Origin of the sequence: Nocardia sp. NBC_00403 (assembly GCF_036046055.1) — a bacterium.
Taxonomy (GTDB): Bacteria; Actinomycetota; Actinomycetes; order Mycobacteriales; family Mycobacteriaceae; genus Nocardia.
Window position 1 is genome coordinate 5,039,392 of sequence record NZ_CP107939.1, and the last position, 13,843, is coordinate 5,053,234.

The 13,843-nt window shown below is 67.3% G+C and carries 15 protein-coding genes; 8 read left to right on the plus strand and 7 right to left on the minus strand.

Going from position 1 to position 13,843, the window contains the following annotated elements; genetic code table 11:
• Positions 1–128: 128 nt before the first annotated feature.
• On the minus strand, positions 129–1,103 hold the full coding sequence (locus OHQ90_RS22365) for a 5'-3' exonuclease (protein ID WP_328400468.1): 975 nt from the start codon (positions 1,101–1,103) through the stop codon (positions 129–131).
• Between the two features lie 292 nt (positions 1,104–1,395).
• Here OHQ90_RS22365 and OHQ90_RS22370 point away from each other — a divergent pair, with 292 nt between their 5' ends.
• Positions 1,396–2,523 (plus strand): M24 family metallopeptidase, encoded by a 1,128-nt coding sequence (locus tag OHQ90_RS22370; RefSeq protein ID WP_328400470.1) that lies wholly within the window; start codon positions 1,396–1,398, stop codon positions 2,521–2,523.
• Between the two features lie 62 nt (positions 2,524–2,585).
• Here OHQ90_RS22370 and OHQ90_RS22375 read toward each other — a convergent pair whose 3' ends face one another.
• Entirely contained in the window at positions 2,586–2,993 is a 408-nt protein-coding gene (locus OHQ90_RS22375; protein WP_328400472.1) for a PPOX class F420-dependent oxidoreductase, read from the minus strand.
• Positions 2,994–3,148: 155 nt separating this feature from the next.
• On the opposite strand from OHQ90_RS22375, the gene OHQ90_RS22380 reads away from it, so the two are divergent.
• From OHQ90_RS22380 to OHQ90_RS22395, 4 genes are all read left to right on the plus strand, one after another.
• Positions 3,149–3,910: an SDR family NAD(P)-dependent oxidoreductase gene (locus OHQ90_RS22380; protein ID WP_328400474.1), complete on the plus strand. Its 762-nt coding sequence runs from the start codon at positions 3,149–3,151 to the stop codon at positions 3,908–3,910.
• Positions 3,911–4,146: 236 nt separating this feature from the next.
• The gene (cbiE, locus tag OHQ90_RS22385) at positions 4,147–5,397 is read left to right on the plus strand and encodes a precorrin-6y C5,15-methyltransferase (decarboxylating) subunit CbiE (RefSeq protein WP_328400476.1); all 1,251 of its coding nucleotides are present in this window, start codon (positions 4,147–4,149) and stop codon (positions 5,395–5,397) included.
• A gap of 99 nt (positions 5,398–5,496) precedes the next feature.
• The gene (locus OHQ90_RS22390) at positions 5,497–6,090 is read left to right on the plus strand and encodes a hypothetical protein (protein ID WP_328400478.1); all 594 of its coding nucleotides are present in this window, start codon (positions 5,497–5,499) and stop codon (positions 6,088–6,090) included.
• Positions 6,087–6,836: a cobalt-precorrin-6A reductase gene (locus tag OHQ90_RS22395; protein WP_328413034.1), complete on the plus strand. Its 750-nt coding sequence runs from the start codon at positions 6,087–6,089 to the stop codon at positions 6,834–6,836. Before OHQ90_RS22390 ends, OHQ90_RS22395 begins: the two co-directional genes overlap by 4 nt.
• A 20-nt stretch (positions 6,837–6,856) precedes the next feature.
• Here OHQ90_RS22395 and OHQ90_RS22400 read toward each other — a convergent pair whose 3' ends face one another.
• Positions 6,857–7,387, minus strand: coding sequence for a PadR family transcriptional regulator (locus OHQ90_RS22400; protein ID WP_328400480.1), 531 nt, complete (start codon positions 7,385–7,387; stop codon positions 6,857–6,859).
• 90 nt (positions 7,388–7,477) lie between these two features.
• On the opposite strand from OHQ90_RS22400, the gene OHQ90_RS22405 reads away from it, so the two are divergent.
• Positions 7,478–8,128, plus strand: a complete 651-nt coding sequence (locus tag OHQ90_RS22405; RefSeq protein WP_442941154.1) for a GntR family transcriptional regulator — start codon at positions 7,478–7,480, stop codon at positions 8,126–8,128.
• On the plus strand, positions 8,128–9,354 hold the full coding sequence (locus OHQ90_RS22410) for an MFS transporter (RefSeq protein ID WP_328400484.1): 1,227 nt from the start codon (positions 8,128–8,130) through the stop codon (positions 9,352–9,354). The genes OHQ90_RS22405 and OHQ90_RS22410 overlap by 1 nt, the downstream gene beginning before the upstream one ends.
• 45 nt (positions 9,355–9,399) lie before the next feature.
• On the opposite strand, the gene cobJ is transcribed toward OHQ90_RS22410, so the two are convergent.
• The 3 genes from cobJ to OHQ90_RS22425 are packed head-to-tail and all read right to left on the minus strand — an operon-like array spanning position 9,400 to position 12,072.
• Positions 9,400–10,959 (minus strand): precorrin-3B C(17)-methyltransferase, encoded by a 1,560-nt coding sequence (cobJ, locus tag OHQ90_RS22415; RefSeq protein ID WP_328400486.1) that lies wholly within the window; start codon positions 10,957–10,959, stop codon positions 9,400–9,402.
• Entirely contained in the window at positions 10,956–11,591 is a 636-nt protein-coding gene (locus tag OHQ90_RS22420) for a precorrin-8X methylmutase (RefSeq protein WP_328400490.1), read from the minus strand. Before OHQ90_RS22420 ends, cobJ begins: the two co-directional genes overlap by 4 nt.
• 43 nt (positions 11,592–11,634) lie before the next feature.
• On the minus strand, positions 11,635–12,072 hold the full coding sequence (locus tag OHQ90_RS22425) for an Lrp/AsnC family transcriptional regulator (RefSeq protein WP_328400492.1): 438 nt from the start codon (positions 12,070–12,072) through the stop codon (positions 11,635–11,637).
• A gap of 138 nt (positions 12,073–12,210) precedes the next feature.
• Here OHQ90_RS22425 and ddaH point away from each other — a divergent pair, with 138 nt between their 5' ends.
• Positions 12,211–13,083 (plus strand): dimethylargininase, encoded by an 873-nt coding sequence (gene ddaH / locus OHQ90_RS22430; RefSeq protein WP_328400494.1) that lies wholly within the window; start codon positions 12,211–12,213, stop codon positions 13,081–13,083.
• Positions 13,084–13,237: 154 nt separating this feature from the next.
• On the opposite strand, the gene OHQ90_RS22435 is transcribed toward ddaH, so the two are convergent.
• Positions 13,238–13,786, minus strand: coding sequence for a hypothetical protein (locus tag OHQ90_RS22435; RefSeq protein ID WP_328400496.1), 549 nt, complete (start codon positions 13,784–13,786; stop codon positions 13,238–13,240).
• Between the last annotated feature and the right edge of the window lie 57 nt (positions 13,787–13,843).

Here is a 13,843-nt window from a genome sequence, read left to right on the forward strand (position 1 = left end):
ACCGGGACGCTCGCGCTGCGGCGCGAGCGCCCGGTGAGTCATCGAGGCCTGGGCGGAATGCTGCCTGGCCACATCATTTCACCGGCATGCTGAGGTGCGAACTCCGCCCGACTCCGCTGTGCGATGTGTCAGGAGGCGTTGGCCGCCGCCAAAGCGGTGACCAGGCGCGCGACGGGGCTTTCCGCGTTGTATTCGGTGGCCAGTTCGCGCAGACGTTGCGGGTCCGCCGGAGTTGTGGGGAGCGTATCCGGTCGCGAGAGTTCGACTTCGGCATCGCAGACCACGCGGACCACAGAAGCGGCGGCTTTCAGATAGGTATCGGCGGCCCGCAGTTTGGCGCGCACACCCTGCGAAAGATCCGCGGCCGGATCCTCGAGGGCGGCTTGCAGCGCTTCCAGTGAACCGAATCGCGAGATCAAGAGCGCGGCGGACTTGTCACCGATGCCCGCCACCCCGGGCAGCCCGTCCGATGCGTCACCGCGCAGTGTTGCCATGTCCGCGTAGGCCCGTCCCGCATTCGCCAGGGGCACACCGTATTTCGCGGCGACTTCGGCGGGGCCGAACAGTTCGGCCTTGGCCAGTCCGCGACCCGCGTAGAGCACGCGCACCCGCGGTGCAGGCTCGTCGCGCACCAACTGCAGCAGGTCGCGATCACCGCTGACGACCACCACCGGGTCGGTGTGCTCCCGGGTGGCGAGCGTCCCGAGCACGTCGTCGGCCTCCAGCCCCTCCGCGCCGCCCGTCGCGATGCCTGCCGCAGCCAGCACCTCCAGAATCATCTCGACCTGCGGGGTGAGCCGATCCGGCACCTCCTCGGCGCCAGGAGCGGCGGCCATCGAGGTGTCGAGCCGGTGCGCCTTGTACGAGGGCACCAGCTCTACCCGGAACGCAGGCCGCCAATTCAGATCGAGACAGACAACCAACCTGCTCGGCGAATGCTTGGTGATGAGCGACGCGACCATGTCGGTGAAACCACGCACCGCATTCACCGACCGGCCGTCGGGTGCGGTGATCTTCTCGGGGATCGCATGGAATGCACGGAACCATAGGCTCGCTCCGTCGAGCAGTAGGAGAGGTCCACCGGAAGTCGCGGCTGAAGTCACGCTGGTGAGGCTACCTGCCCATCCCGACAAGCCTCGGTGATTGCGCTCCCGACCCGGCTTTCGGCACCGATAGTCCGGGTCGGGAGCGTGAGCACTGCGCTCAGGGCAGGCGGCGGAGACCCGTGTCTACGGGCTGAGTTCGACGTGCTCACGCGGCAGTCGTACCCCGCGCCGCCGATCCATGAACGGTGTTGCGCCGCCACAGGTCGGGCGAGCTCGCGTCCAGGGGTTGCGGTTGCAGAAGCGGGGTAAACGGCCTGTCGGGCAGCGGTGGCGGGTAACGTCGAGGGGTATGAGCTCGCACACGGAGTCACGATTCGCGGCGGATGTCTACGGTAATCGGCTCGAGCGGGCCGTCGAACTGATGCGGGCCGCTCATCTCGATGCCCTCCTGATCACGCCGGGGCCGGATTTGCGGTACCTGATCGGGTCGGCGGCCGAGTCCTTCGAGCGGCTCACCTGCCTGGTGATCCCGGCCGACGGTGCTGCGCCCTCGGTGGTGATCCCGAAGTTGGAGCTGGCGTCGCTGGAGGGTTCGGCGGTGGGCGATCTCGGTTTGCCGGTGTTCGATTGGGTCGACGGCACCGATCCGTATCATCTGGTGAAGTCGGCGCTGCATGTCGGTTCCCGGGTCGCCGTCACCGATGCGATGCCCGCACTGCACCTGCTGCCGTTGGCGGAATCCTTTAGCGGCCTGCCGGTTTCGGCTACGCCCGTGCTCCGTGAAATGCGCATGGTCAAGGACGCCGCGGAGATCGACGCGCTGCGCAGGGCCGGAGCGGCGATCGACCGCGTGCACGCCAGGATGGGTGAGTGGCTGCGCGCCGGGCGTACCGAGGCAGAGGTGCGTGCCGACATCGCGGCCGCGATCGTCGAGGAGGGCCACACCGCTGCCGCGTTCGTCATCGTGGGCAGCGGGCCGCACGGTGCGGACCCACACCACGAGGTGTCGCAGCGGGTAATCGAACAGGGTGATGTGGTCGTGATCGATATCGGCGGTCCGGTAGAGCCCGGCTACTACTCCGACTCGACCCGCACCTACGTGCTCGGCGAACCGAGCCAGGATGTGGCGGTGCAATTCGCCGAGCTGGAACAGGCCCAGGCCGTCGCGGTCGCCGCGGTCCGCCCCGGCGTGACCGCCGAATCGATCGACGCCGCGGCGCGAAACCCGTTGACCGCCGCCGGGTTCGGCCCCGCCTTCGTGCACCGCACCGGTCACGGCATCGGCCTGTCCGTGCACGAGGAGCCGTACATCGTCGCGGGCAACGACCTGATCCTGCAGCCGGGTATGGCATTCAGCATCGAACCCGGCATCTACTTCCGTGGTGAGTGGGGCGCCCGGATCGAAGACATCGTCGTGGTCACCGAGGACGGCTGTGAGTCGATGAACAATCGCCCACACGGGCTGACGGTGTTGTAAGCCCGGGCACTGGCAGCCGCCTGCGGCGGCGTCGCCCTGCAGTTGGCCGAGGTGCGGGTACCTCAGTTCGGGGTCGTGAGTGTGCTGCTCGACAACACTCGCCGCACCTGAATTGCGATCACCACGCGGGTCGGGTTCTCTCGGGGCACGCGGTAGCGTCCGGCGTAGCGATCGACTGCTTCGGCGACGCTGTCGGGGTCGTCGAGGACGGTTGCCGGACCTTCGAGGGTGAGCCAGCGAATGCCGTCCACCTGGCTGACCGCCGCGTACCCGGACCGGCGCACATTGCGCACTTTCACCGATCCGTCATTGGTGATCACCCGCGCGAGCCCGGCCTCGGGATCCCAGGTGAACCCCACCGCGACAACGTGCGGGGTGCCATCTGCTCGCAACGTGGTCAGCGTGGCGAGGTGCCGCTCGGTGACGAACTCGAGTGCGGTCGGGGACAGCTGTGCTGTGCTGGTCGGCATCCCACGACCGTAGTCGTGGTCGATGTGGAAGCCGGTGGCGACCGTCGTGACCGGGCGGCACTGCGGTTACCTGGAATCATCGGTCCGCGAACGTGCTGTCGAGTTGTCGGATGGTCGGCGCAAGGTGCGCAGCGGGGGGAGAGCAAACTGTGTGCATGGGATTGCGAGGTGGCGGGATTGCCGACGGGCCGGTGCTGTTGCTCGGTGGGCGCAGCGAGATCGGGCTCGAGGTGGCCCGGCGGTTGGCGCCGGGGCGGGTGGTGATTCTCGCGGCGCGGCGTAGCGGCGAGTTGGCCGAGGCGGGCGCGGCTGTGCTGGCTGCCGGTGCGACGGCGGTACATTGCGTCGAGTTCGATGCCGATGACACGGCGAGTCACCCCGCGTTGCTCGAGAAGCTTGCGGCCGAGCATGGCGGACTGGGGGTGACCGTGCTCGCGTTCGGGGTGCTGGGAGATCAGGCGCGGGCCGAGCAGGATCCGGCGCATGCGCTCGCGGTGGTGCACACCGATTTCGTCGCACAGATCAGTGTGCTCACCACGCTGGCGAATCTGCTGCGTACGCAGGGCAGCGGCCAGATCGTCGTGTTCAGTTCGGTCGCGGGGGTGCGGGTGCGCCGGGCCAACTACGTGTACGGCTCGGCCAAAGCGGGACTCGACGGTTTCGCCGGAGGGCTTGCGGATGCGTTGCACGGCAGCGGTGTTCACCTGCTGCTGGTCCGCACCGGGTTCGTGATCGGACGGATGACCGAGGGTATGGACCCGGCGCCATTCTCGAGCACGCCGGACCAGGTCGCCGTGGCCGTGGTCAACGGTCTCCGTCGCCGCGCAGGTCGGGTGTGGTGCCCGCGCATACTGCAACCGGTGTTCTTCGTCATGCGCCTGCTGCCACAGGCAGTGTGGCGGCGGATGCCTCGGTGACCGGGCCCACACCCGCTTCTGGATCGACTCCCGGATCTTCTGGGAGCGATCAGCCGGAGGCCGTGTTGGGTACGGCGCGGCCGGGGAGTGCATCGATTCCGGTCGCCGGATCGGCCCGCCGGCCGCCTCGGAGTGTCGAGCGCGAAGCGCGGCCGAACCCGGCGCGGTCGGCGGCCGAACCGATCAATCCAGCCGAAATATGTTCTGTTGCACCGGGTATCGATACCGAGGTTGCCGTGGCGAATGTCGTGTCGTGGACGGGCCCGGTGATATCGGTTGTCGGGATCGGAGCCGACGGGTGGGACGGGCTCGGGCGGGCAGCGCGGGAGGCGATCGCCGGATGCGCGGTGTTGTTCGGAGCGGAGCGCCAGTTGGCTTTGGTGCCAGTCGATCCAGCGATTGAGCGGGTGGCATGGCCGTCGCCGTTGGTGCCCGCGTTGCCCGGGTTGTTCGAGCACCACGCGGGCGCTCGTATCTGTGTGCTGGCCAGTGGCGATCCGATGTTCTACGGAATCGGAGTGACGCTGGTGCGACTGTTCGGCGCTGCGGCCTTGCGGGTGCTGCCGCAGCCCTCGTCGGCTGCGTTGGCATGTGCCCGGTTGGGGTGGGCGCTTGCCGAGGTGCCGGTGGTCAGCGCGGTCGGTCGGCCGGTGGAGGCAGTGCTGCCGGAGCTGGCGGATCGGCGGCGGGTGCTGGTGCTCAGCGCGGATGAGCACACGCCGGAGCGGATCGCGGAGCTGTTGCGCCGCAACGGATTCGGTGAGTCGACGGTGACGATACTCGCACAGCTGGGTGGCCCGGACGAGCGGGTTCGAGCGGCCACCGCGCAGAGCTGGGATCTGCCTGCGGGCGATCCGCTGAACATCGTGGCGATCGAATGCGTCGCGGATTCGAAGGGCCCGCGTGCCACGAGGATCCCGGGCCTCCCGGATGCGCTGTTCGGTGGCGGCGGGCAACTCACCAAAGCGGAAGTGCGGGCGCTGACCATTGCGGCCCTGGCGCCCGCACCGGGAGAGCTGCTGTGGGATGTCGGCGGCGGCTCGGGCAGCATCGCCATCGAATGGTGTCGTACACACCCGGGTTGCCAGGCGGTCGCCTTCGAACGGCTCGAGCACCGGAGGCGCCAGATCGCCGACAATGCCACCGCCCTGGGTGTCCCGCAGGTCGTCGTGCGTGGGGAGGTGCGCACCGAGGTCGGATCGACCGAATCTGCCCCTCCTGACGCGGTTTTCGTCGGTGGTGGGATCACCCAGGATGGCGTACTCGAGACATGCTGGTCGTACTTGCGCCACGGCGGCAGGCTCGTCGCGAACGCGGTGACCGCGGAATCGGAGGCGCTGCTGCTGACCTGGGCAAAAACCCACGGCGGTGAATTGCGCAAGTTTCAGATTTACCGGGCGGAACCATTGGGGACGTTCACGGCATGGCGCCCACAACTGCCGGTGACACAGTGGTCGGTGCGCAAACAGGGCAAGGACTCGCTGTGAAAGCCTCGATCGGAACGGTGATGCAGGCCGAGGTGAACAGGTAGGGTCGGGCCCGAGATCCGAGCGTGATCGGAAATCCGGTTCCTGATTGGGAGATTGATGAAGTACAAAAAGTTTGCCGCCACCTCGCTGTTGGCCATCGCCGCCACGGGTATCGCGGCCGGCACATCCGGTGCCGCGCCGGCGGCCCCGGCGCCCGCGGTGCAGAACCAGACGACCTCACCGACTGTCACAGGCGAGGACCAGACCGTCGGCTATGCGGTGCAAATCGTCGACAAGTCGATCGTGACCACTCTGACCGGTGGTGCGTTCAGCCTCGATGCCGACCAGAAGTACGTCACGGTGAAGAACGAGGCTGGCGTGGTCGTCACCTCGATCCCGCTCGCGGCCAAGGTGGGCGAGGGGGACGTCATCCCGATCGCGGCCACCATCGATCCCTCGACGCAGCGGCTGACGCTGACGCCGGAGGTCAAGCCGACCGCTGCCGCGCCGTCCGCGGCCGAGATCAGTGCGTCGCAGGACTGGTTCTTCGCCGAACTGCAGCGCGCATCGCTCGGTGCCCTCATCGGCGCCGTGATCGGGTTCTTCTTCTTCGGCATCGGCCTGCCGGTGGGTGCGCTCATCGGCCTGCTCATCGCGGGCGGACCGAACCTGATCAACGCGGGCATCGCCTACTTCAGCGGTCAGCCCTGAAAATCCTGATTCTGGGCGGTACCCGGGAAGCCCGGGAACTCGCCGAAATCGCGTCCGGCGAGCGGGGATTCGACATCGTTTCCTCGCTCGCCGGACGCGTCAGCGACCCTCTGCTGCCCGAAGGCGTGGTGCGGATCGGCGGCTTCGGTGGCGCGGACGGCCTATGGGAGTGGCTGGTGGCCAACGCAATCGAGGTGGTGATCGATGCTACGCATCCGTTCGCGGCAACGATCAGCATGAACGCAGCCACTGCGACGGCGCGGGCGGATCTGCCGTTGCTGCATGTGCGTCGGCCCGGCTGGTCCGCGGGGCCGGGGGACAAGTGGATCCGCGTGCCCGATCTCGAGGCCGCCGCGGCAGCCGTTGCGGGACTGGGCGATCGAGTATTCCTGACGATCGGTCGGCAGGGGGTCGGCGCCTTCGCCGGCCTGACCGAGCCTTGGTTTCTGATCCGCGCGATCGACCCGCCGGTGGGCAACCTGCCGCCACATCACGAATTACTGCTTGCACGTGGCCCTTTCGCGGTCGAGACCGAATCGCGGTTGCTGGCATCGCACCGCATCGACGTGCTGGTCACCAAGGACAGCGGGGGAGATCACACCGACGCCAAACTCGTCGCGGCTCGCGGCGCGGGTATTCCCGTCGTCATGATCGACCGCCCCGCGCTCCCGGCCGACGCGATCGTTGCGGCGAACGTGCCGGACGCCGTGCAGTGGTTGCGCGCACAGTCCGCTTCCCGCGCCTGAGTGGTGCTTACCCGGGGCTGTCAGCGGCCGAGCAGGCTCGGCAGGTGGTCGAACCATTCGAGTACCGCACGCTCGTAGCCGATGCCGAACTCCAGCGTGGCGCGCTGGTGTGGCGGTTTCCCGGTGCAGTCCTGGGCGAGATAGCGGGTGAGTCGTTGCTGGTGGATCTCCCGGTTCGCGGCGATCATCTGGTCGAGGTGATCGGGGTCGAGGTGTTCTCCGAAGGACATCGTCAGTAGCAAGGGCACTCGAATTGTCTCGCCGCCCGGATCTCGGGCAATCCACTCCAGGAATGCTTCGCGGCCCGCATCGGTGATCTGATAGGGGGTTCGCTCCCGTGCTCCCGTCTCGCCCTTCTCGACCAGCCCGGACGCATCCATCGAGGACAACTCGCGGTATACCTGGCTCTGGGTGATCGTCCAGAAATCACCGATACGGTCCTGTGCAGCGGACACCAGATCCCACCCCGACATCGGGCTCTCGTGCAGAAACCCGAGGAGTGACGCGGCTGTGGAATTCAGCGGTTTGCGTTGTGTCGCGGTATTCGTCAACGGACAGCTCCTTCGCTCTCAACGTTCCATAGTGGAATGTTATACGACCGGCAACGGGTGAGCGAATGCGCTGTCCGCGATTCATCTAGGATGCAACTTGTGTCTAAGACGTATTCATCGGCCGAGCGCGCATTTCATGAGGTGAAGGAACGCATTCTCACCGGCATGCTGCCGGGCGGCGAGCTGATCAGCGAGGGTGAGATCGCCGCCGACCTCGACATGTCCAGGACACCGGTCCGCGAGGCGTTCCTGCGGCTCGAGGCGGAGGGGTGGATGAAGCTCTACCCCAAGCGCGGTGCGCTGATAGTGCCGATCCCGCCGGCAGAGGCCGAGCACGTGGCCCACGCCAGGTACGTCGTGGAGACCGGGGCCGTGCGTGCACTGGTCGCTGTTGATCGCTCGACGCTCGACGCAGCCCTGCAGGATTCACTCGACCGGCAGCGGGAGCTGGCCGACACCAAGGACTTCGCGCGTTTCGCCGTGGTAGACACCGACTTTCACCGCACTTACGTCGTCGCTGCGGGCAACCCGATGCTCACCGGCTTCTACGATTCACTGCGCGAACGGCAGCGGCGGATGAACAGTGTTGCGCTGCACCGTGGTTCGACCGACATAGACAAGATCATCGAGCAGCACGCGCGGCTGGCCGACCTGATCGGAACAGGCGATGCGACAGGCTTCGCCGCCGCACTCGTCGAGCATCTCGCGGGCGTGCACCAGCTGGAACTGAGCGGGCTGTGATGGCAACGCTCACCACCATCGACGCCCGATCACCCGCGCGCGAGACCATCTCGAGGCAGTGGTGGGGCGTTGCTGCGGCCATGTTCGCGATCGCCTGGGGCGGAAACGAATTCACCCCGCTGCTGGTGATGTACAAGAACAACGGACTGCCCGTCACCACCGTCGACATGTTGTTGTTCGAGTACGTGCTCGGCATTGTGCCCGCGCTGCTGATCGGCGGCCCGCTCTCGGACCGCTATGGCCGTCGCGCGCTGCTGCGTCCCGCGCCGCTGATCGCTGCCATGGGTTCGCTGTTGCTGGCATTCGGCTCAGGGTCCGTGCCGATGCTGTCGGCCGGACGGGTGCTGTGCGGGGTGGCGCTCGGTCTGCCGATGGCGGTGGGCAGCAGCTGGCTGAAAGAGCTCGCCCAGCCACCGTTCGGGCCCGAACGGCCCGCGGGAACCGGCGCGCGACGTTCGGCGATGAGCCTCACGGGTGGCTTTGCTGTCGGTGCGGGGGTGGCAGGCGTGCTTGCCCAGTGGGCGCCGCTGCCGAACACCCTCGCGTATCTGATCAACGCAGTGTTGTGTCTGATTGCCACGGCCTGGGTGGCGCGCGCACCGGAGACACTGGTCCCGCAGGAGAATCCGGGCCGTTTTGTCGAGGCCCTGAAGGTCCCTGCCGCTGCACACCGCCGATTCCGGCACGTGGCACTGCCGGTCGCGCTGTGGCTGTTCACCTCCGCCGCAACGGCGTACGCGGTGATGCCGACATTGATGGCACCGCGCGTGCACGATGCACCGATCGCATTTTCGGCACTGATCACCGTCATCACTCTCGGCTGCGGCTTCGCGATCCAATCGGCGGCCCGGCGCATCGACCGCCCGGGCACTGCCCGCGCCGCAGTGGTGGCGTTGATTCTGGTCGTCGCAGGAATGGTCTCGGCGGCGTTGGCATCGGCAACTCTCACCCTCTGGTCCACTGTCGTCACCGCAATCGTCCTCGGTGCCGGATACGGCATCGGCCTGGTTGCCGGCCTTCAGGAGATCGAACGAATCGCCCGCCCCGACGACCTGGCCGGCCTCACCGCGGTCTTCTACTCGGCAAGCTATCTCGGTTTCGGTGTTCCCGCCCTCCTCGCCTTCCTGCACGAGGCCGCGGGCCTCGGCTACCCGACGATGTTCGCCGTCGCCGCGGTCGCCGCAGCCGGCTGCCTGGCAGTGGTTGCCCGGAACTACCGAAGCTGACCGGTCTGTCCGCCTGACGCTGGGTAGCCGGGCGCGGTCGGTCGATCAGCGTTGGTAGCGCCGCGAGGTGTAAACGCGCGGGCCGTCGTCGGTGTCCCTCGATGCGGTGGTGGATGCGCCGATGATGAGCAGCGTGCGCATGTCGACCTCGGCGGGGTCCAGTTCGGCGAGTGGTACCACCCGGACCGACTCGGTGGGGCCGCCGACGTCGCGGCCGATCACCACCGGGGTGTCGGGCTTGCGGTGTTCGAGCAGCAGATCCCGCATCGCACTGACCTGCCAGGTGCGTTGGGAGGAGGCCGGATTGTAGATCGCGATCGTCATGTCGGCGGCGGCCACGGCCGAGAGACGTTGGGCGACAACCTCCCACGGCTTGAGCCGGTCCGACAGCGAGATCATCGCGTAGTCGTGGCCGAGTGGCGCGCCGACTCGGCTGGCCACGGCGTTGGCGGCGGTCATGCCGGGCAGTACCCGCACCGGCACCCCCTCCCACTGTGGGTCGGCGGATTCTTCCAGCACCGCCGCCGCCATGGCGAACACTCCGGGATCACCCGAGGAGACCACCACGACCTGCGCGCCCTGCTTGGCCAAATCCAGTGCCATAGCGGCACGCTCGGATTCCACGCGATTGTCGCTGGCATGTCTGCGCTGCCCGGGGCGCGCCGGCACGCGGTTGATGTAGGTGGTGTAGCCGACGAGATCGGTGGCCTCGGCGAGGGCTTTGCTCACCTCCGGCGTGGTCCAGTCCGCCGAGCCGGGACCGAGTCCAACCACGACGACTTCTCCCGGCAGACCGTTCGACGGTGCGGCGGTCGGTCCGGTTGCGACCCGGCGCTGCGTCTGCTTGCTACTCGCCAGGCGCAGTGGGGTAGTCGGCTGCGGGCCCGGCACCAGGGTGATCGAGAAGTACGGCACCTCCGCGTCGTCGACGTCGGCTGCGCGGAGGACGCGTTGACGATCGGAGCTGGCGCGCTCGATGTAGTAGGCGCCGTCGAGTCGTCCGGAATCCGAGAGCGCTTGGCGCACACCGGGGTAGGTGCGTCCGAGTTTCATGATGGCGGCCGCTTCGGTGTCGCGGAGGCGGCGGGTGAGCTCGGCGGTCGGCATGGTGCCCGGCAGTACCGTGAGCACCTGTTCGCCTTCCACCAGGGGGGTGCCCAGAGCCGCGGACGCGGCGCTGACCGAGGTGATGCCCGGAATGATCTCGGCATCGAATCGGTCGGCGAGGCGGCGGTGCATGTGCATGTAGGAGCTGTAGAAGAGCGGATCGCCCGCCGCGAGCAGCGCCACCGAGCGGCCCGCTGCCAGATGTGCCGCCAGACGCTCGGCGGCCTGCTCGTAGAACTCGTCGATCGCGCCCTGATATCCGCCGGGATGGTCGGTGGCCTCGGTGGTCACCGGATAGACGAGGTGCTCCTCGAGCTGACCTTCGCGCATGTACGGGGCGGCGATCGCGCGTGAGATGCTGCGGCCGTGCCTGGCGCTGTGGAAGGCGATCACATCGGCCGCTGCGATGATCCTGGCCGCCTTGACCGTCACCAGTTCCGGGTCGCCCGGCCCGAGCCCGACACCCCACAACTTGCCGTGGACCGTGCTGTTGGTCATTCCTGTTCGCTCGCAATCGCATTCAGCGCCGACGCGGTGATGGCGCTGCCGCCCCGCCGGCCGCGCACGGTCAAGAATTCGACCCCACCGAAGTCGATCAGTGCATCTTTGGATTCGGCGGCGCCGATGAAGCCGACGGGAATGCCGAGAACCGCCGCTGGGCGCGGCGCGCCGGCATCGAGCATGTCCAGTAGATGGAACAGTGCGGTCGGTGCGTTTCCGATGGCGACCACCGCGCCGTCGAGCCGATCCCGCCACAGCTCGAGCGCCGCGGCCGACCGCGTATTGCCCAGTGCGGCGGCAAGTTCCGGCACGCGCGGATCTGTCAAAGTGCAGAGCACATCGTTATCGGCGGGCAACCGTTTGCGTGTAACCCCCGACGCCACCATGTTGGCATCACACAGAATCGGTGCACCGGTACGCAGCGCGGTGCGGGCCGCCGCCACTACCCCGGGCGAAAAGGCCACGTCCTGTGCGAGATCCACCTGTCCGCACCCATGAATCATTCGCACCACCACCTGTGCCACATCCGGCGGGAACGCGGTCAGATCCGCTTCGGCGCGGATCGTCGCGAACGAGCGCCGATAGATCTCGGCCCCGTCGGTGAGGTAGCTGGCACGCACGTCGGACATGCCGACCACCCTAGGAGTGCCCGCCGAGGGAGGTCGGCGCGGGTCAGGTCCGCGGCCGTTCGAGGATGCGCGACATGACGATGGCGCTGCGCGTGCGGCCGACCCGAGTGTTCTCGCGGATGCGTTCGACGGTCGACTCGATCTCGGCCATATCGGTGGCCATCACGTGGACCAGCGCATCGGCCTCGCCCGCGATTGTCCACACCCCGACGACCTGGGGAATCGGTTCGAGGCTGCGCCGCAGTTCGGCCGGGGTGATGTTGTCGCGGTAGTAGACCTCGACATATGCCTCGGTTTTCCAGCCGAGCGCGGCGGGATTGACCATGGCGGTGAATCCGGTGATCTGCCTGCTGGCCACCATCTTGTCGACACGCCGCTTGACCGCGGGCGCCGACAGGCCGACTTTCGCGCCGATTTCTTGGAACGACGCGCGTGCCTCCCTGAGCAAGTGGGCCAGAATCCGCCGGTCGATGTCGTCCACGCCACACCCATTCTGTCGCCGCGCAACGATTCGCCAGCATTCCGCATATCTGCGCAACGATTCGTTGTTTCTGGCGCAATAGTAGGCGAATTACCTTCGTGTCAGTCGAATGATCCGCGCCTACCTCCGGGAGACACGTTGACCTCCGTAGCCACGCTCCACAACGAGCCACCCACCCCGCGACAGCCATCACCACGACGGTTCGTGATGTGCCGCCCCGACCACTTCGACGTCTTCTACTCGATCAATCCGTGGATGGATCCGACCGAGCCGGTCGACCGGGCCCGCGCCCTCGACCAGTGGGAAACCCTGCGCTCTACCTTCGAGCAGTACGGCCACCAGGTCGATCTCGTCCCCGGTGAGCCGGGACTGCCCGACATGGTGTTCGCCGCCAACAGCGGACTCATCGTGGGTGACCGAGCGTTGTCGGCGCGCTTCACCCATCCCGAACGCGCCGCCGAGGGCCCCGCGTATCACCGATGGTTCGCTCAGCGCGGACTCACCGAACTCGTCAGCGCGCAGGAGGTGAACGAGGGCGAGGGCGATTTCCTCCTCGTCGGTGATCGGATCCTCGCCGCGACCGGGTTCCGCAGTTCGGTTGCCGCACACCGCGAAGTCGAACGCTTCTTCGACCTGCCCGTGGTGTCCCTCGAATTGGTCGATCCGCGGTTCTATCACCTGGACACAGCGATGATGGCACTCGGTGACGCCAATATCGCCTACTTCCCGCCCGCCTTCAGCACGGCCAGCCGCGAGTTGCTCGCGGAGCTGTATCCGGACGCGATCGTCGCCACCGACGCGGATGCGGTGGTGCTGGGCCTGAACGGCGTCTGCGACGGACTGAACGCCTTCGTCAGTGACAGGGCGGTCGACCTGATCGAGACTTTGCGGGGACACGGGTACAACCCGGTCGGCCTCGACCTGTCGGAACTGCTGAAGGCGGGCGGGGGGGTCAAATGCTGCACCCTCGAGATCCATGATGATCCGAGACGAGAAGAGAACGCGGCTTAGCCGATCGACGTAGTGATCTTCGCCGAGGTCAGGGATGAGCCCGGGTGTGCAGGCAGTCATCCCAGGTCGTCCCGCCCCGTTGGTCATGGCCGACGGGGCGGGCCGACCGGCATCGCAATGGCGCGCACGTCCTCGTGCGGCCTGCGGGTTTCGCCTACCGGCACATCGCGTCGATAAGTTCCGGAAAGTTCGGGAATTCCTCCCGTGCCGCAGCCACGATCTCCGCAGCGGACCGGCCCGGTCTCGGCCCGAACCGCTCGGCGATCTCCCGGAACGCCTCGTTCGGCACCCGCGCACCGAAATGGGTCGGTGCGAATGCCTCGGCCGGCCCGTAACCGTCCGCGAACAGCCAGAGCAGGTCGAGGAGATTGCGTGCTATCAAGCCGCATTCGCCCTCGGAACCGAGATACACGATCGGCTGCTCGGCGATCGGCGCAGCGGGCCGAACCAGCCAGAACCCGGCGTAGTCACCGGCTCCCGTCGCTCCGAAGAACCGGAATTCACTGCCGTCGGCCGCTTCGTTGCCGGTCCACAGGCGAAACCAATACGCGGTCCGCTCTGGCGGCTCGAAATGTGTGTAGGGCTCGAAGTCGCAACCGTGAGAGATGTCGGTCTCCTCGTCCCACTCCCACTCGAAGCCGATCTCGACCACTTCGGCCAGCGCGGCGGGCAGGGCAAGGTCGTCAGCTGCGGTGTCGATCATGGTGGAAGGATAGTTGCTCCGGCGCCGTGGCCTGGAATGCTTTCCGGTGCACCGACT